The sequence below is a fragment of the Geomonas ferrireducens genome (assembly GCF_004917065.1).
GTDB classification, from domain to species: Bacteria; Desulfobacterota; Desulfuromonadia; order Geobacterales; family Geobacteraceae; genus Geomonas; species Geomonas ferrireducens.
Map to the genome: position 1 here is coordinate 1,558,276 of NZ_SSYA01000002.1, position 17,123 is coordinate 1,575,398.

At 63.1% G+C, this 17,123-nt stretch carries 16 protein-coding genes; 3 read left to right on the top strand and 13 right to left on the bottom strand.

Translation table 11 applies throughout. The features are described 5' to 3' along the window. Positions 1-2 precede the first annotated feature (2 nt). A complete protein-coding gene (locus tag E8L22_RS15660; protein WP_136526033.1) occupies positions 3-551 on the top strand; it encodes a hemerythrin domain-containing protein in 549 nt (182 codons plus the stop codon). Between the two features lie 204 nt (positions 552-755). Here E8L22_RS15660 and E8L22_RS15665 read toward each other — a convergent pair whose 3' ends face one another. The 13 genes from E8L22_RS15665 to E8L22_RS21405 all read right to left on the bottom strand — a co-directional run bounded on the left by E8L22_RS15665 (position 756) and on the right by E8L22_RS21405 (position 12,781). Continuing rightward, positions 756-2,066: a homoserine dehydrogenase gene (locus E8L22_RS15665; protein ID WP_136526034.1), complete on the bottom strand. Its 1,311-nt coding sequence runs from the start codon at positions 2,064-2,066 to the stop codon at positions 756-758. A gap of 259 nt (positions 2,067-2,325) precedes the next feature. Beyond that, entirely contained in the window at positions 2,326-2,763 is a 438-nt protein-coding gene (gene nusB, locus E8L22_RS15670) for a transcription antitermination factor NusB (protein ID WP_136526035.1), read from the bottom strand. Beyond that, positions 2,764-3,231, bottom strand: coding sequence for a 6,7-dimethyl-8-ribityllumazine synthase (gene ribH, locus E8L22_RS15675; RefSeq protein ID WP_136526036.1), 468 nt, complete (start codon positions 3,229-3,231; stop codon positions 2,764-2,766). It abuts the gene before it with no gap. A gap of 108 nt (positions 3,232-3,339) precedes the next feature. After that, the gene (locus E8L22_RS15680; RefSeq protein ID WP_136526037.1) at positions 3,340-4,542 is read right to left on the bottom strand and encodes a bifunctional 3,4-dihydroxy-2-butanone-4-phosphate synthase/GTP cyclohydrolase II; all 1,203 of its coding nucleotides are present in this window, start codon (positions 4,540-4,542) and stop codon (positions 3,340-3,342) included. 136 nt (positions 4,543-4,678) lie between these two features. Beyond that, on the bottom strand, positions 4,679-5,323 hold the full coding sequence (locus tag E8L22_RS15685; RefSeq protein ID WP_136526038.1) for a riboflavin synthase: 645 nt from the start codon (positions 5,321-5,323) through the stop codon (positions 4,679-4,681). Between the two features lie 134 nt (positions 5,324-5,457). After that, positions 5,458-6,564: a bifunctional diaminohydroxyphosphoribosylaminopyrimidine deaminase/5-amino-6-(5-phosphoribosylamino)uracil reductase RibD gene (ribD, locus tag E8L22_RS15695; RefSeq protein WP_136526039.1), complete on the bottom strand. Its 1,107-nt coding sequence runs from the start codon at positions 6,562-6,564 to the stop codon at positions 5,458-5,460. A 319-nt stretch (positions 6,565-6,883) separates the two neighbouring features. Further along, positions 6,884-7,336: a transcriptional regulator NrdR gene (gene nrdR / locus E8L22_RS15700; RefSeq protein ID WP_135870944.1), complete on the bottom strand. Its 453-nt coding sequence runs from the start codon at positions 7,334-7,336 to the stop codon at positions 6,884-6,886. Continuing rightward, entirely contained in the window at positions 7,333-7,788 is a 456-nt protein-coding gene (locus E8L22_RS15705) for a deoxycytidylate deaminase (RefSeq protein ID WP_136526040.1), read from the bottom strand. The genes nrdR and E8L22_RS15705 overlap by 4 nt, the downstream gene beginning before the upstream one ends. Positions 7,789-7,841: 53 nt before the next feature. Then, entirely contained in the window at positions 7,842-9,101 is a 1,260-nt protein-coding gene (locus E8L22_RS15710; RefSeq protein WP_136526041.1) for an MFS transporter, read from the bottom strand. A gap of 3 nt (positions 9,102-9,104) precedes the next feature. Further along, a complete protein-coding gene (locus E8L22_RS15715; RefSeq protein WP_136526042.1) occupies positions 9,105-9,512 on the bottom strand; it encodes a hemerythrin domain-containing protein in 408 nt (135 codons plus the stop codon). 51 nt (positions 9,513-9,563) lie between these two features. Next, positions 9,564-10,742 carry a hypothetical protein gene (locus E8L22_RS15720; RefSeq protein ID WP_136526043.1) on the bottom strand — a complete coding sequence of 393 codons (1,179 nt, stop codon included), beginning with the start codon at positions 10,740-10,742 and terminating at the stop codon, positions 9,564-9,566. A gap of 83 nt (positions 10,743-10,825) precedes the next feature. Continuing rightward, positions 10,826-12,361 carry an FAD-dependent oxidoreductase gene (locus E8L22_RS15725; protein WP_246044668.1) on the bottom strand — a complete coding sequence of 512 codons (1,536 nt, stop codon included), beginning with the start codon at positions 12,359-12,361 and terminating at the stop codon, positions 10,826-10,828. A 72-nt stretch (positions 12,362-12,433) separates the two neighbouring features. Next, a complete protein-coding gene (locus tag E8L22_RS21405) occupies positions 12,434-12,781 on the bottom strand; it encodes a cytochrome c3 family protein (protein ID WP_162604844.1) in 348 nt (115 codons plus the stop codon). A gap of 235 nt (positions 12,782-13,016) precedes the next feature. Here E8L22_RS21405 and E8L22_RS15735 point away from each other — a divergent pair, with 235 nt between their 5' ends. Beyond that, positions 13,017-14,648, top strand: a complete 1,632-nt coding sequence (locus tag E8L22_RS15735) for a sigma-54-dependent Fis family transcriptional regulator (protein WP_136526045.1) — start codon at positions 13,017-13,019, stop codon at positions 14,646-14,648. A gap of 80 nt (positions 14,649-14,728) precedes the next feature. Then, positions 14,729-16,999: a Tex family protein gene (locus E8L22_RS15740; protein WP_136526046.1), complete on the top strand. Its 2,271-nt coding sequence runs from the start codon at positions 14,729-14,731 to the stop codon at positions 16,997-16,999. The last annotated feature ends 124 nt before the right edge of the window (positions 17,000-17,123 follow it).

Consider the following 17,123-nt stretch of genomic DNA (forward strand, 5'->3'; position numbering starts at 1 on the left):
CGATGAAACAGGACATCACCCAGAGGCTTAAGGACGAGCACCAGTTGATACTGCGTATGCTCGCCCTTTTGGAGAAAAACGCGCGGCTCACCGAGGAAGGTACCTTCAAAGATTACCAGTTCTACCTGGACGGTGTGGATTTCATCAGGAACTACGCCGACCGTTTTCACCACGCCAAGGAGGAGGATGTCCTGTTCGAGGCGCTGGTGGCGAACGGCATGCCGAGGGCGAACAGCCCGGTGGCTGCCATGCTGATGGAGCACGATCTCGGTCGCGCCTTCGTGAAGGGCATGGAAGAGGCGGCGACCAAAGCGCTTAACGGCGAGGCAGGGCAGGAAGAGGCGATCGTCGCGAACGCAAGGGGTTACCTGGAGCTTTTACGCGAGCACATCGGGAAGGAAGATGACATCCTCTACCCGCTCGCGGAGAGGATTCTCCCGGAAGGGGTGCGCCCGGAGATCGTGGCGAAGTACCAGGAGGCGGAGGAGAAGGCCGCTAAGGGGCTCGAGGAGCACTACCGTAGCGTGGTGGAAAAGTACGAGAAAGGCTAAAAGCCACCCGGATCACAGAGGACACAGAGGAAAAGCCAAAGCGACACAGAGTAAAAAACGAAAGGTTTTGTTTTCCCCCCGGCAGTAGCCTTTCCTCTGTGTCCTCTGTGGACCTCCGGGTCCTCTGTGTTCCGGGCTTCGGGTTATAAAAAAAGGGCGGGGTCAAATGACTCCCGCCCTTTTTGCGTTCTGTTTGCACCCTTTTTATTCGAGGTTGTCCTCGATCCTGATGAAGGTGCTTCTGGCGCGGATCACCTCGAAGGTGTCGATCTCGGCCAGGGCCTTTCTCATGTCGTCCTCACGGGCCTCGTGGGTCATGATGACGATGGGTACTTCGTCCGCGGCACTCCTTGCACTCTGCAGCATGGAGGCGATGCTGATGCCGCGCGCGCCGAGCGCGCCGGCGATGCGGGCCAGTACGCCCGGACGGTCGAGCGCCTGGAAGCGGATGTAGTACTTGCTGACGATCTCGCCCATCGGCTTGATGGGGAGGTTGGTCACGTTGCCGTCCAGGTACCCTAGCGGAGCGCAACGACGGGTGATCCCGGCGCACATGCTGCGGGAGAGGTCGACGATGTCGCCGACAACGGCGCTCGCTGTCGCTTCCATACCGGCGCCGCGGCCGTAGAACATGACCGGGCCCACGAAATCGCCGGTGAGACGGACCGCGTTGAAGACGCCGTGCACGTCGGCGAGCGGATAGTCGATCGGGATCATGGTCGGGTGCACGCGCGCCTCGATCTTGCCGCCGTCCATCTTGCCGATGGCCAGAAGCTTGATGCGGTAGCCGAAGGTCTCGGCGAAGTCGACGTCTTCGGAGGTGATCGAGGTGATCCCCTCGGAGTAGACGTCCTTCAGATCTATCCTCGTGCCGAAGCAGAGGGAGAGGAGCAGGCAGAGTTTGTGCGCGGTGTCGACCCCTTCGATGTCGAAGGTGGGATCGGCTTCGGCGTACCCCATCTCCTGGGCGCTCTTCAGCACCTCAGCGAAATCGGCCCCTTCCTGGGTCATGCGGGTGAGGATGTAGTTGCAGGTGCCGTTCACGATACCAAGGACGGTGGAGAAGCGGTTACCTGCCATGTTCCCCTTGATCGCGGAGAGTACCGGGATCCCCCCGCCTACCGCGGCCTCGAAAAGGACCTCGACGCCGTTCTCTTTGGCGGCGGCGTAGATCTCTTCGCCGTGCACAGCGAGAAGCGCCTTGTTGGCTGTGACCAGGTGCTTGCCGTGGGCGATCGCCTTGAGCGCGAAGCTGCGCGCCGGCTCGTAGCCGCCGATCAGCTCGATGACGACGGAGATCTCCGGGTCGGTGAGCACGTCGTCCGCGTTCCTGGTGAGGATGATCCCCTCGGTGTCCACGCCGCGGTCGGTGGTGATGTCGAGGTCAACGATGGCCTTCAGGGAGATCCGGGTGCCGGTCTTCTCCGTGAGGAGGGCGGAGTTCTGTTTGAGCAGCTTCACGACGCCGGCACCGATGGTGCCGAAACCAAGTAGGCCTACTTTTATCTCTTCCATACTCCCTCTTTGATCATTTCATGGTTTGGAAATTGAATGTTGTCGAGCTGCCTTTCCCCCCCTTTGCGAAGGGGGGCAAGGGGGGATTTTGCCAAAGTAGCCACAGCGTTCAGTTGTTCGACGTAATCAAATCCCCCCTGTCCCCCCTTCGCCAAGGCTACGGGGGACAGGCTCCCCCTTCGCAAAGGGGGGAACGCTGGGGCACGTGCAGCGCTACGTGGGGGCTGCCCAAAGAGGAACTGTCCACGCAGCTTGCTGTTTATTCCTTGTCCGTCACGGTGGAGGCGATCTCGTCGAGGATGCCGTTCACGAAGGAGGCGGAGTCGTCGGCGCCAAACTTCTTGGCGACTTCGATCGCTTCGTTCATGGTGACGTTCTTCGGGATGTCCGGACGGTACACAAGCTCGAACACGGCAAGGCGCAGGATGTTCAGGTCGACGCGCGCCATGCGGGACATGCTCCAGTGCTTGGACTTCTCCGCGATACGGGCGTCGATCTCGGCAAGATGCGCGGCGACACCGCTCACAAGCTCGGTGGCGAAGGCATACGCCTTGGAGTTGGCCAAAAGGGTCGGCTCCTCTCCCTCGCCGAAGCTCTCGATGATCCTCTTCAGCGTGTGGTTCGGGTCCTGGGACACCAGGTCCTTGGAATAAAGCGCCTGCAGGGCGAGTTCCCTGCCTTCTCTACGCGTGGTCAATTATTTCATCTCCCTGTACAGATTGGCGGTCTCGATGACCGTCATGGCGGCGTCGAAGCCCTTGTTGCCGGCCTTGGTCCCGGCGCGCTCGATCGCCTGCTCGATGGTGTCGGTGGTCAGCACGCCGAAGGCGACGGGGATGCCGGCGTCAAGGGAGACGTGGGCAACGCCCTTGGAAACCTCGGCGCAGACATAGTCGAAGTGGGGGGTGGAGCCGCGGATCACGGCGCCCAGGCAGATGAGGGCGTCGTACTTGCCGGTTTCGGCCATTTTCTTAGCGGTGAGCGGGATCTCGAAAGCGCCCGGAACGCGCGCCACGGTGATCTGCTGGTCGTCGGCACCGTGACGCACCAGTGCGTCCAGGGCCCCCTCGAGCAGTCTCTCGCCGATGAAGCTGTTGAAGCGGCCGACAACGATGCCGAACCGGAGCCCTTCCGCGGTCAGTTTTCCCTCTACGTATTTAGGCATGATATGAACTCCTTAGAAACAGGTTGAGGTTGCGGCCAAAGTCGAGAACATCCGACCGGACCGCAACCCGTATTTTTCTGCTGACAGCCGAAGTGAAGGTGCAGGGGGCTAGATGTTTTCCAGCAGGTGCCCCATCTTCTCGCGCTTGGTCTTCAGGTATTTCTCGTTGCTCTTGCTCGGCTTGATCTCTATGGGCACCCGCTCCACGATGTCGATGCCGTACCCTTGGAGGCCGATCAGCTTCTTCGGGTTGTTGGTCATCAGACGGATCTGCTTGACGCCCAGGTTAACGAGGATCTGCGCGCCGATGCCGTAATCGCGCAGGTCGGCCTTGAAGCCAAGCGCCAGGTTCGCCTCGACGGTGTCTTTTCCCTGGTCCTGCAGGGCGTAGGCCTTCAGCTTGTTGGTGAGCCCGATGCCGCGTCCTTCCTGGCGCATGTAGAGGATGATCCCCTTTCCTTCCTTCTCGATGCGCTCCATGGCGGAGTGCAGCTGCTCGGCGCAGTCGCAGCGCACGGAGCCGAAGACGTCACCGGTGAGGCATTCGGAGTGCACGCGCACGAGGACCGGCTCTTCGCCCTTGATGTCCCCCTTCACGAGGGCCAGGTGCTCGAGCTTGTCGATGTCGTTCTCGAAAGCGACGGCACGGAAGTCACCAAAGGAGCTCGGGAGCGCAACGTCTACGGAGCGGCGCACAAGAGACTCGTGCTTCAGGCGATAGGCGACCAGGTCGGCGATGGTGCAGACCTTGATGCCGTGCTCCTTGGCGAACTTCTTGAGTGCCGGCATGCGGGCCATAGTGCCGTCCTCGTTCATGATCTCGCAGATCACGCCGGAAGGCTCGAGCCCGGCAAGACGGGCGAGGTCGACGGAACCTTCGGTCTGGCCGCTTCTGACCAGTACGCCGCCGTTTTTGGCGCGCAGCGGGAAGATGTGGCCGGGACGGGCGAGGTCGGAGGCCTGCGCGTCGGGCGCCACCGCGGTCAGGATGGTGTGGGCGCGGTCGGCGGCGGAGATGCCGGTGGTGACACCCTTCTTCGCCTCGATGGAAACGGTGAAGGCGGTGCCGAAGGAAGAGGTGTTGTCCTGCACCATAGGGGGCAGGTCGAGACGGTCGCAACGTTCCGTGGTCATGGTGAGGCAGATCAGGCCGCGGCCGAAGCGGGCCATGAAGTTGATCGCCTCGGGAGTCACGCACTGGGCCGCCATGGTGAGGTCGCCTTCGTTCTCGCGGTCCTCGTCGTCCACCAGGATTACCATCCTGCCGGCCCTGATCTCCTCAATGGCTTCCTCGATGCTTGAAACAGACATTTCTATACCCTCTCCTTGGTTCAGTGTCGGCCGGGAATTCATGACGGCTGTCATATCCCGGACCGATTGGTTGGACAACAAACCTTGCAGGTCGTTGACCATAACAAAAAAACGGTGAAAGTGGAAGCGAAAGCGGCTACATAAAGCCGTTTTTCGCCAACAGGTCCAGGGTGACGCCGCCTTCCCTTGCCTCCCTACCCGCGAGCAGGCGCTCCAGGTAACGGCAGAGAAGGTCGGTTTCTATGTTCACCTCGTCCCCCGCGCGCTTTTGCAGGAGCGTGGTTTTCGAGGCGGTGTGCGGGATGATGTTGACGCTGAAGCTGTCCGGGCCGACGCTGTTCACGGTGAGGCTGATGCCGTCGATGGCCACCGATCCCTTGGCGGCGATGTATTTAGCGAACTCGGCCGGGAAGCGGAAGCTGAAGACGATGTTGCCGGCGACCTCGCGGCGTTCGGTGACGGTGGCGACGCAGTCGATGTGCCCGGAGACGAGGTGGCCGTCCAGGCGGTCGGACAGGCGCATGGCGCGTTCCATGTTGAGCGGCGAGCCGCTTTTGAGGTTCTTGAAGGCGGTGCGGTCGATGGTCTCCGGGGAGACGTCGAAGGTGACCGCGCCGCCGCCTTTGCGGACCACGGTGAGGCAGGCGCCGTTGATGGCGATGGAGTCGCCGATCCTGATCTCGTCGAGCGGGAGCGCGGTCTTGACGGTGAGGCTCCCCGAGGCGCCGCGGCGCTCGATGGAAACCAGCTCGCCTACTGTTTCTATTAGACCTGTGAACATTGCATTTCCTTTTTTAGGATCGTCAGACCTGTCAGACCTGTCAGACCTGTCAGACCGGTCAGACCGGTCAGACCGGTCAGACTAGTCAGACTAGTCGGACTGGTCGGACTGTCGGACTGTCGGACGGCTGCTCGCTATTGCGGCTTCCCGGGCTGCACCGGGCTTCCTTCCACCAGAAGGTCGGCTCCTATCTTTTTTACGGTCATCCCTTCCAGGCGGATAGCGTCGGCCATGAGGGGCACGCCTTCGCCGGCGAAAAGACCGGTACCGGCGCCGCCGACGAGCTTCGGCGCCAGGAAGAACATGCAATGGTCGATGAGCCCCGCCCTCAGCGCGCCTCCGGCCAGATGATGCCCCCCTTCAAGCAGAACGGACTGCACGCCGCGCTCACCCAAACGCTCGAAAAGATGCTCCAGATCGACGCGCCCTTCCTTCTGCCGACAGACAAGCACTTCGGCGCCGCGCGCCCGCACCGCGTCGATCCGCGCGAGGTTGCCGCTGCAGGTGGCGATCACGGTCTTCGCTTCGGACTTCAAACTGAAAAGGGCGGCATGCAGCGGCAACCTGAGCGTCGAATCGACGATGACCCGCAGAGGGTCCTTGCCGCCGGGGACGCGACAGGTGAGCAGCGGGTCGTCCTTGATGACGGTGCCGACTCCAACCATGATGGCGTCTAGCTTCCCGCGCAGACGGTGCACTTCGCGCCGCGCGGCGTCGCCGGTGACCCACTTGGAATCGCCTCCTGCGGTGGCGGTCTTCCCGTCCAGGGTCATGGCGCTCTTCAGCACCACATAGGGGCGCTTGGTCTGCATCCACTTGATAAAGCCGAGGTTCAACGCGCGGCTCTCGGCCTCTAAAAGCCCGACCTCGACCTCGATCCCCGCCTCTTCGAGCATGCGGATGCCGTTGCCCGAGACGACCGGGTTCGGGTCGACCATGGCTACGAAGACACGCGCAACGCGGGCCTCGATGAGCGCCTTGGCGCAGGGAGGGGTCTTGCCGAAATGGGAGCAGGGCTCGAGGGTCACATAGACATCGGAACCTTCTGCCTTTTCCCCCGCGGCACGCAGGGCGTGCACCTCGGCATGCGGCGTGCCCGCCTTTTTGTGCCACCCTTTGCCGACGACGGCGCCGTCCTTCACGATGACGCACCCGACCGCCGGGTTGGGAGCGGTTTTCCCCACCCCTTTTCTCGCTTCGGCGAGCGCCATGCGCATCATTTTTTGATGGGTTGCGGACATTGGTTTTCCCTGTCTCAGTCGCGCCGCGCGGCGCGTGATCGCACGTTTCCCGCTTGTTCAAACTCCCCACTTTGCGAAGGGGGGCCGGGGGGGATTTGCTTTTTGGTTGGCACGTCCAAACAGCTGCTGCCTGTATCTGCATTCAGCCTGCACAGTTCGAAGGGATCGCAGGTCTAAAGGCAAATCCCCCCTGTCCCCCCCTTCGCAAAGGGGGGGACGCTGGGGCAAGTGCAATGATTTAATAGGTAGCTGTACTACATGTTCCCAGGCCCTTAAAGAACCTTCGCACAGTGGGAACCCGGGTGCTCATGCCGTGCTTCTATTTCTTTAAGAGGTCCTGCAGCTCGACCATGAACTCACTGATGTCCTTGAACGAGCGGTACACGGAGGCGAAACGGACGTAGGCGACCTGGTCGACGGCGTGCAGCTCGGACATGATCCACTCGCCGAGGGTGGTGGTCGGAATCTCCCGCTCACCCGACTCCTGCATCTTCGTTTCGAGGCGATCAACGAGCTTCTCGATGGTATCAACCGAGACGGGGCGTTTCTCGCACGCCTTCTGGATGCCGGCGACGAGCTTCATCCGGTCGAAGGGCTCGCGCCTGCCGTCACGCTTGGTGACTAGCGGCAGCACTTCCTCGACGCGCTCGTGGGTGGTGAAGCGTTTGGCGCACGACTCGCACTCGCGGCGACGGCGTATCGCGGCGCCGCCCTTGTCCGGGCGGGAGTCGATCACCTTGCTGTCGCTGAATCCGCAAAAGGGGCATTTCATGGCTGCGCCTCCTCGTACTTCTCGACGAGGATGCCGGACTCGCGGATCATCTCCTCCGCCAGCTGGTCAGGGTATCCGGTAAGGTAGACCACCCGCTTGATCCCCGAGTTGATCACCATCTTCGAGCAGATGATGCAGGGCATGGTGTTGCAGTACAGGGTCGCCCCTTCAATGGAGGTGCCGTGCTTCGCCGCCTGGATGATGGCGTTCTGCTCGGCGTGCAGGCCGCGGCAGAGTTCGTGGCGCTCACCGGACGGTATGCCCATCTGTTCCCTCAGGCAGCCGATGTCCAGGCAGTGGGCAGTCCCGGATGGCGCACCGTTGTAGCCGGTGGCGAGGATGTTCTTGTCCTTCACCAGTACCGCGCCGACCTGTCGTCTCAGGCAGGTGGAACGCTTGGCGACCAGGCGTGTGATCTCGATGAAATATTCATCCCAGCTGGGACGTGCCATAAGTAGCCCTCTCATGTGAAATTTGGCCAGAATAGCGGTTTTCTGAGGCCCGGTCAAGCGGCGTGAGAGAATGGCGGAGCGCTTTCACATGAGACGCTGGCGCGCGTGGTGACAACGGCAACTTCTTCGTGCTCAGGCGGTGCCGCGGCGGAGAGCTGCACGCCCCCCCAGAGCTCGGCGGCGAACAGGGCCACGGCGGCAAGTCCCACCGCAGCTGCCGCGTGAAAAACGGCGGTGAGCCCAAGCGTTCCCTGCAGGAGTGCTCCCAAAAGCGGCCCCGCCACGAACCCGGCGTTCAGCACGGCGTTGAAGGTCCCCACGGTCGCCCCCATGCCGTACCGGGTCCCCTCCTCGACGAGGAGCGCGCTGCTCGCCGGCTGGGAGACGACGCTGAAAACGCCGATGGCGACCGCCAGTACCAGCATGGAGCCGAAACTTGTTGCGGCGGGAATGAGCAGGTACAAAAGGGAAACCGCGCCGCCGCCGAGAAGCACCAGCAGCGGGCGCGGCGCCCGGTCGGACAGGATCCCCATCGGGCGCAGCAAAAGCGTCATCGCGGCGGTACCCGAGGCGAGCACGAGTCCCGAGCGCAGCCCGGAAAGCCCCAGCTTGCTGCTAAGCAGGATGGGTAGGAAGGAGCCGGAAAGCGAGATGCCGCAGGCGCGCCCGAAGATGAAGGCAAGAAGGCCGCGGTAGCTGCCGCGCTGCAGCCCCAAAAGCGGGACGACGCCCCCCGGCACCGCAGAGCGCCCCGCGCGGAGGGCAGCATGTGGCAGGCGCCGCAACGCGAAGAGGAAGGCGGCGAGGCTTAAAAGCGTCACGGCGGCGAAGATGCCGGGATAGCCCCAGGTGTCTTTCAAGGCTCCACCTATCAGCGGCCCGAGGCCGAGCGGCGCGTAAAAGGAGATGTCGAAGGTCGCCATCACCCTCCCCCGCTCCTCTTTTCCGGTGGCGCTTCCGACCATGGAGAGGATGACCGGACGGAACATCGCGCAGCTCACCCCCTGAACGAGGCGTAGCAGGATGAGCTGAAGGACATCACGGGTGCAGAGGTAGCCGACGGATACCGCGAGGTAGAGAAAGAGGCTCGCAAGGACGATCCTGCGGTAGCCGACCCGGTCCGCGCACGCTCCGAGCACCGGGCTGAATATTATCTTGGAAAGGGAATAAAGAACCAGCGGCAGCCCGAGCATGATTCCGCGGGCGCCGAGGCCGAAAAGGTAGGTCGGGAAAAAGGCGTCGGCGATGCCAAAGCCAAGCGTCACGGCGAAGTTGACCAGGAAAAGTGTCTTGAGCGGCGCGCGGTCTCCCATGGTTTACCCCCGCGAGGTGAGAAAGAGCTCGAAGGCGCGGTCGTGCACCTCGATGTGCTCGAGCCACATGAGGCGGATCCGCTCCAGCGCATCGGGCAGGGCGTCCTCCCTCTTTTGCAGCTGGTAACGGAGTTTCGCGGTATCGATGCTGATGGAGCGGTGGCGAATGCTGTGCTCACGCACCATCGGAAAGGCGACCAATTCCATGAAGCTCTCCTCCGGCCCGATATGCCTCAGGGTCTCGTTCACCAGTTGGTCCAGCTCGCCGCTCAGATCACAGCCGGGCTGCCGGCGCGCCTTTTCCGCGATCCGGTTCAGGCGAGCGATGATGCTGCGGTGGCGGCTGTCCCACTCGTCGAGGGAGCCGAGGCAACCGTTTTGCGGGGAGAACCCGTTGCTGTTCCGTTCCATGCGTGTCCTCAAAGTGCGGGGGGAGAGCCCCCCCCGCGGTCTTTTCACCTGCTAGAAACTCATCTGCCACTTGGCGCCGGCGATCAGGGAACGCGGCTCCTTCTGCCCCAGGGAGTTCTTGAAGTCGTTGATGTAGTCGACCTCCGGGACGATGTTGAAGTGCTTGCCGACGGCGTAGTTCACGTTGACGAACGAGGCCATGCGGGCGTCGGTGTGGGCGATCGAGTTGTCGTCGACCACGTAGGAGGCGCCGGTGTAGAGCGTCGCACGGTCGGTGACGCGGTAACCCAACTGCCCGAAGCCGCCGTAGGTGTGCGAGTTCTTGCCGTGCAGCACGTCGTAGTAGGCGCCGTTGGCCTGGCCGGGGTTGGCGAGGGTGTTGCCGGTGCCGTTGCCGGTCGCGGTGCTCATGAGGTCGCCGGTGTTCTGGCCGGCGAAGACGTTGTAGCTGAACTCGAGCGGTGCGAGATCCACCTTGCCATGGAAGAAGGCGAGGTAGGAGTAGATGTCGTGCTTGATCGGGGTCGAGTCGTTGACCGAGCTGGTGACCTTGTACATGTTGCCGGCGACGCCGCCGCCGTAGCTCCAGTTGTCGAGCTTCCCTTCGTAGCCGACCACCATCTTCGGGAGCATGGTGTCGTAGTCGGTGTAGGTCGTCTGGTAGCTGTTCCCGGTCTGGCTGTAGGCCGCGGTCACGTCGGCGTTGGGCGAGACGTTGGTGGTGTTGTTGGCCTGGTTGCCGACGCGCGGCTGCATGGCGGTGACGTAGAGGCCGTTGTTCATGGTCACCTTGATGTTCGCGTAGCGGCCGTCCCAAAGCGAGCCGTAGCCGTTGAAGCCGCCGTCGCTGTCCCAGACCTGTTGCGAGCGGAACACGTACGGGCTCGGCGTCTTACCGATGCGCAGTTTCCCTTGGCCGAAATCCCACTCGGCGAAGAGGAGGCGAACTTCCACACCCTTGGAGTACGCCTTCGGGTTGTAGAGACCGAGTTCGGCTACGCCGGAGTACTCGCCTTCTTTCACCTTGACGCCGACGAAGCTGTCGCCGAAGTTGTCGAGGCTGAAGTCGCTGTCGTGCCTCTTGTCGCCGGCAGCGTTGTAGAAGTTGTTCTGGGTCCAGAAGGTCCCGAGCTTGATGTTGCCGTAGGCGTTGAGGTCGACGGCCAGTGCCGGTGCGGAGCATGTCAGTACGCCGGCCAGTGCCATGGCGCCTAAATTCATCTTCTTCATGTACAGATCCCCTTACGATTGGTAGTCGTTGATCGTTTTGCACTGCCTGCCGCGGCGGCGGGCGCCACGGCAGGCTCTCCTCGTTACTTCTTCATCCCTGCGTACTTCAGTGCGTTCTCAGCCGCGATGCGGCCCGAGTTGATGGCGTAGCCCGCGGTGCCCCCGCCGAGGAGGAGGTCGTAGCTGTCGCCGTACATCCCGCCGGAGTCGGTGCCGACCGCGTAGAGACCCGGGATCGGCTCACCCTTCGCGTTCAGCGCCTCGGTGTTGCCGCTGATCTTCACGCCGCCCAGGGTCCCAAGGTGACGCGGCAGCAGTTTGACGGCGTAGAAGGGACCGTTCGCGATGGGGCGGAGGTACTTGGACTTCTTGTTGAACTGGCTGTCCTCACGCACGGCGGCGGACTTGTTCATGGTCTCGACGCTCGCCTTCAGGATCTTGGGATCCATGTTGAGCTGCTTTGCGAGGTCCTCGATGGTGTTAGCCTTGAAGGCGAAGCCGCGCTTTCTCGCGAGTTCCTTGTTGAAGGACTCGTCGAACTTCACGAGCTTCGTGCCCTGGAGAACCCACTCGCCCAGCGGCATTTCGATCCCCTTCTCGACGGCCTGCTTCCTGGTCGTCTCATCGAAGATGGAGTAGGCGGTGCCGCCGATCCTGGTGATGGCGTTGCCGGCATAGGGCCAGAACTCGACGCTCGACTCGTCAACGTAGCGCTCGCCGCGCGGAGTGACCCAGAAGTAGGGCTGCACCGCGAGGGCGATCATCTGGTCGGCCGGGTGGAAGCCCGGAAGACCGGGACGGTAGGCCTCAACGGTCCCCATACCTTCGAGCTGGGCGCCGACCTTCTGCGCCATCTGGATGCCGTCGCCGTCCTTGCCGATGTTGCCGACCGGGATCACCTCCGGGTACTCGACGTACTTCTTCATCATCTCCTTGTTGTTGGCGAAGCCGCCGGTCGCGACGATCACCGCCTTGGACCTGATCTTCAGCGTTTCACCCGACTTCTCCTTGGCCACCACGCCGACCACCTTGCCGTTGTCGGTGATCAGCTCGGTGCCCGGGGTTTCGAGGAGGATCTTCCCGCCGTGATCGATCACGTACTTCTCGAACACGTTGATCATCCTCTGGCAGTGGAAATCCCTCGGGTTTTTATCCGGGTAGTCCGGGCCGGGGGCGATCACGTGCCAGGTGAGCGGGCCGCCGAAGCCGCCGACGCCGACGTACTCGATCTTCACGCCGAGGTCGTCAAGCCAGTCGATGGTCTCGGCGGACTTGTCCACGAAGTTCTTGGCGAGCGCGCCGTTCGCCTTCCAGTGGCTGTAGTTCATGATCAGCTTGAAGGCGAAGTCCTTGTTGACGTCGATGCCGATGCGCTTTTGCGGCTTGCTCTCCGCCGCGAAGACCCCCTCGCAGAAGCTGCCGGTGCCGCCTACTTTTGCCTGCTTCTCGAGAACGACCACCTTGGCGCCCAGCTGCAGCGCCTCGACCGCGGCCGCCAGGCCGGAAGTGCCGGCGCCCACCACAACTACGTCGGTGTTCATCTCTTTCTCAGCCAGGGCCGGTGCGGCGAAGGCGAGAACGGCGACGAACACCATCGCGATACCACGAACTCTTCTCATCGATTCCTCCATTAGATGCCCCGCTTGCGGGGTTGGTGAGACGCGGCGTTGCCGCGTACTTTAGGGTCCGGGCTACTTGTCCTTGAATTCGAAATCGCTGTGGCACTCCAGGCAGAGGTACTCCGAAGGGGCGTGCACCTTGTGGCACTTAAGGCATGCCATCCGCCCGAGGTGCGAGTCGTGCGGGTTGTTGTGCATCGCCTTGGTGCGCTCGGCCATCTTGTCGTATCCGCCATGACATTCGAGGCATGCCGCCACTTCCGCGGCTGCCGTCGGCTTATCCGTCTTGTGGCAGTCGGCGCAGCCCAGTCCTTCCGAGGCGTGCTTACCCTTGATGGTCGCCCCCTGCGCCGGCATGAGATTTCCCCACGCGCCGAGCGCCGCCAGAAGCGACAGGGATACGAGAACTTTCTTCTTCACTTGAACCTCCCATTGTTTTTGTAGGTTTTGGGAACGCGCCGGACCGCGCATCCTTCCCGGAACCCGCCCGGTCTGGCAGAAAACGTGCTTGTTACGTGGGAATAGCAGCGAACGTGCCACGGATAAACAAATGAGATATCGGTGCGTTACGAGATTGATACGTATACAACGAGGAAATTGCCTATCATTATGATATGGTCTCTTATTATTATGGTAGGCGTGCAAGGAGGCGGGGATGCAATCGACGGATCTGGATTTACGCGAGCTACTTTCCTTTCGTCCCGACGGGGGGACGATGTTCTTCATGGGGCGCAGGGTGCTCCTCTTCGACGCCGTCGCGCTCGGGCTTTTGCGCAAGGAGCTGATCGACTCGCTCGGGACAGCGGCGGCCAGGAGCATCCTGACCCGGTTCGGCTACACGCACGGCATGAGGACGGCGGAGAGTCTCAAGATGGAGTTTCCGGATCTCTTCGCCGACAGCTGGACCGGCCCCAAGCTGCACATGCTGCAGGGGATGGTCCGCGTCGAGGAAAACCAGCGCAGCGACGGCGCGGACGGGGAGCCGAAGGTACAGTCCTTCTGGTACGACTCCTACGAGGTGGAGCAGCATCTGTTGCATCTCGGGCTCTCGGAGGAGCCGGTCTGCTGGACCCTGACCGGGTTCGCAAGCGGCTACGTATCTTACTGGGCGGGGGAGAAGGTCTATTTCATCGAGGACCGCTGCTGCGGCAAGGGGGACGCGGTCTGTCACGTGGAGGGGCGCACCAGGGAACAGTGGGGCGAGGCGCTCGAGCCGCACCTACCCTACTTCGAGTCGGAAAGCGGCGACGAGGTGTTCCAGAACCTGGCTAAAGCTTTGCGGGAAACGGAGGAGCGCCTGAAAAAGCAGCGGCGCCAGATGTCCTGCCTGAGCGCGCCAACCGAGGAGGTCGGCTGCATCACGGCGCGCTCGAACGCCATGCGGCGTGTGGTTGAGCTGACGCGCCGCATCGCGAGGGTCGACTCCTCGGTCATCGTGACCGGCGAGAGCGGCGCGGGGAAGGAGCGCATCGCGCGCCTCATCCACGAGGAGTCGGCGCGCACCGGGCGCCCTTTCGTGGCGGTGAACTGTGGCGCTCTCACCGAAACGCTCCTTGAGAGCGAGCTCTTCGGACACGTGAAGGGGGCCTTCACCGGTGCGGACCGCGACAAGATGGGGCTGATCGAGGCGGCCCACGGCGGGACGCTATTTCTGGACGAGATAGGGGAGGTCTCCCCGGCGATGCAAGTGAAGCTTCTGCGCGTGTTGCAGGAGCGCGAGGTACGGCGTGTGGGAGAGAACGTCTCGCGGCCGGTGGACATCCGGGTGGTCGCCGCCACGAACCGCAACCTTTCGGACGAGGTGAGCAATGGCAACTTCAGGCGCGACCTCTACTACCGACTGCGCGTGATCGAGGTGCGCGTCCCCCCGCTTCGTGAGCGCAACGAGGACATCCTACCGCTCGCGCGCATCTTTCTGGAGCAGGCCTCAAGGCGCGCGGGACGCAAGGTGACCGGCTTCACCCCGAAGGCGGCGGACCAGCTCCTGCGCTACACCTGGCCCGGAAACGTGCGGGAACTGCAGAACGCCGTGGAGCATGCCGTGGCGCTTTGCGAGGACAGCAGGGCGGACCTGGAGGACCTTCCCGAGGAGCTGAGGTCGGCGCTGCCGCGCGCGGGGATCGTCGAATCGGTGCGCCCGCTCGAGGAGGTGGAGCGGGAATATATCCTCGCGGCGCTCAGAGCCACCGGCAACAACAAGGCGCGCACCGCATCGGAGCTCAACATAGGCGTCGCCACCCTCTACAGGAAGCTCGCCGACTACGAGAAGCAGGGCTTCCTCCCCTAGCGCGCGGCGGGAAAGTTCTTGCCCCCGGGCCCCAAAGAGTGTAAGAAGGACCTCTTTTTTCGGGAGGGTTACTTTTGACCATGCACGCGACAGATACACAGGAACTCTTTGAAATCGTTGTAGAAGAAAGCGGGCTGCCGCGCAGGGGCGTGCTCGCCACGGTGGCTCTTTTGAACGAAGGGGGCACCGTCCCCTTCATCGCGCGTTACCGTAAGGAGCAGACCGGCGAACTGGACGAGGTGCAGATCCGCGAGATCGAGGACCTGCTCGCCTACCACCGTGAACTGGCCGAGCGCAAGGCGACGGTGCTCAAAAGCATCGAGGAGCAGGGAAAGCTCACCCCCGAGCTCTCCGCCCGCATCGCCACCTGCCGGAAGAAGACCGAACTCGAGGATCTCTACCTACCCTACAAGCCGAAGCGCCGCACCAAGGCGACCATCGCGCGCGAGCGCGGCCTGGAGCCGCTCGCCCAGTTGGTTCTCGCCCAGGAACTCACCACCGGGACGGCCGCCGAAGCTGCGGCCCCCTTCGTGAACGCCGAACTCGGTGTGGCCGACGCGGACGCGGCGCTCGAAGGCGCCTCGCACATCATCGCGGAACAGCTTTCCGAGGACGCCGACCGGCGCGCCATGGTGCGCGACCTCACCCGCGGGGAGGGGATCTTCTCTTCCCAACTCCTGGGCGAGGGGGCGGACCGCGAAGGCAAGTTCAAGATGTATTACGAATACCAGGAGTCTCTCAAAACGATCCCGTCGCACCGCATGCTGGCGATGCGCCGCGGCGAGAAGGAGGAGGTCCTGCGCCTCAACCTCCTGGCGCCCGAAGAGGAGATCGTTGCGCGCCTGAAGGGGGGGCTCGTCAAACGCGAGAGCGTCTTCAAGGGTGTGCTGGAAGCGGTGGCCCTCGATGCCTACAAGAGGCTCATCGCCCCCTCCATCGAGGTGGAGCTGAGGCTCGAGGCGAAGACGAAGGCGGACGAGGCGGCCATCGCCGTCTTCGCGCAGAACCTTAGAAACCTCCTTCTGCTCCCCCCCGCCGGGGGAAGGCGCGTCCTCGGTGTCGACCCGGGGCTGCGGACCGGCTGCAAGCTCGCCGCCATCGGCGAGACCGGGACCTTCCTTGAACATTCGACCATTTACCCGCACACCGGCGGCCCGAAGGCGGAGAGCGCCGGGGCGGAACTGCTGCGCCTCATCGAGCGTCACGACCTGCGTCTGATTGCCATCGGCAACGGCACCGGCGGGCGCGAGACCGAGGTGTTCGTGCGCGAGACGCTGCGCGCGGCCGGGGTGAAGGCCGAAACGGTGATGGTGAACGAGGCGGGCGCCTCGATCTACTCGGCGTCGGAGATCGCGCGCGAGGAGTTCCCGGAGCTGGACCTCACCGTCCGCGGCGCCATCTCCATCGGCCGCAGGCTGCAGGATCCGCTGGCGGAGCTCGTTAAGATCGACCCGAAGAGCATTGGGGTCGGGCAGTACCAGCACGACGTGAACCAGTCGCTATTGAAGAAGGCGCTCGACGCGGTGGTGGAGTCCTGCGTCAACTACGTCGGCGTCGACCTGAACAGCGCGTCATGGGCGCTTCTCTCCTACGTCGCGGGCATCTCGGAGAGCCAGGGGCGCGCCATCGTGAAATACCGCGACGAGAACGGCGCCTTCCCGACCAGGCAGGCGCTGCTCAAGGTGCCGCGCTTCGGACCGAAGGCGTTCGAGCAGGCGGCGGGCTTTCTGCGCATCCGCGGCGGCGACAACCCGCTCGACAACACTGCGGTGCACCCGGAGAACTATGTGGTCGTGGAAAAGATGGCGGCGGACCTGGGGGTCACCGTGGCGCAGCTCGCCGCCGATGCCGGGCTTTGCGCCGGGATCAAGCTCGAGCGCTACGTCACCGAGGTCATCGGCCTTCCGACCCTGAAGGACATCCTGGCCGAGCTTAAAAAGCCGGGGCGCGACCCGCGCGAGCAGTTCCAGACTGCGACCTTCAGGGAAGACGTCGTCACCATAGCCGACCTGAAAGAGGGGATGATCCTGCAGGGGGTGGTGACCAACGTGGCCGCTTTCGGCGCCTTCGTCGACATCGGGGTGCACCAGGACGGCCTCGTGCACGTAAGCCAGCTCTCGCACCGCTACTGCAAGGACCCGAACGAGGCGGTGAAGGTCGGCGAGATCGTGAAGGTGAAGGTGCTCTCCGCCGACCCGCAGACGAAGCGGGTCTCACTCTCCATAAAGCAGGCCGAGCCGGAGAAGGCGCAAAAGGGTGCGGCGCCGAAGGGACAGCCAAAGGCAAGGGAGCAGAAACCGGCCAATGACGCGTCCGCATGGGAGCGGGCGGGGTTCAGGGTTAAGAAGTAAGGGATGGAGGGCAAGACGAGGTGGGGGGACAGCTGTGCCAACGAAAGGCAAATCCCCCCTGTCCCCCCTTCGCAAAGGGGGGAACCTTTAGGCATCCTTCATCCTTTCGAGCGAACACACTTTC

Coding starts and splice junctions, on each gene's coding strand:
- E8L22_RS15685 (WP_136526038.1), bottom strand. CDS start 5,323: ATGTTCACAGGTCTAATAGAAACAGTAGGCGAGCTGGTTTCCATCGAG.
- E8L22_RS15660 (WP_136526033.1), top strand. CDS start 3: ATGAAACAGGACATCACCCAGAGGCTTAAGGACGAGCACCAGTTGATA.
- E8L22_RS15665 (WP_136526034.1), bottom strand. CDS start 2,066: ATGGAAGAGATAAAAGTAGGCCTACTTGGTTTCGGCACCATCGGTGCC.
- E8L22_RS15715 (WP_136526042.1), bottom strand. CDS start 9,512: ATGGAACGGAACAGCAACGGGTTCTCCCCGCAAAACGGTTGCCTCGGC.
- E8L22_RS15710 (WP_136526041.1), bottom strand. CDS start 9,101: ATGGGAGACCGCGCGCCGCTCAAGACACTTTTCCTGGTCAACTTCGCC.
- E8L22_RS15680 (WP_136526037.1), bottom strand. CDS start 4,542: ATGTCTGTTTCAAGCATCGAGGAAGCCATTGAGGAGATCAGGGCCGGC.
- E8L22_RS15735 (WP_136526045.1), top strand. CDS start 13,017: ATGCAATCGACGGATCTGGATTTACGCGAGCTACTTTCCTTTCGTCCC.
- ribH (WP_136526036.1), bottom strand. CDS start 3,231: ATGCCTAAATACGTAGAGGGAAAACTGACCGCGGAAGGGCTCCGGTTC.
- ribD (WP_136526039.1), bottom strand. CDS start 6,564: ATGTCCGCAACCCATCAAAAAATGATGCGCATGGCGCTCGCCGAAGCG.
- nrdR (WP_135870944.1), bottom strand. CDS start 7,336: ATGAAATGCCCCTTTTGCGGATTCAGCGACAGCAAGGTGATCGACTCC.
- E8L22_RS15740 (WP_136526046.1), top strand. CDS start 14,729: ATGCACGCGACAGATACACAGGAACTCTTTGAAATCGTTGTAGAAGAA.
- E8L22_RS15705 (WP_136526040.1), bottom strand. CDS start 7,788: ATGGCACGTCCCAGCTGGGATGAATATTTCATCGAGATCACACGCCTG.
- E8L22_RS15720 (WP_136526043.1), bottom strand. CDS start 10,742: ATGAAGAAGATGAATTTAGGCGCCATGGCACTGGCCGGCGTACTGACA.
- E8L22_RS15725 (WP_246044668.1), bottom strand. CDS start 12,361: ATGAGAAGAGTTCGTGGTATCGCGATGGTGTTCGTCGCCGTTCTCGCC.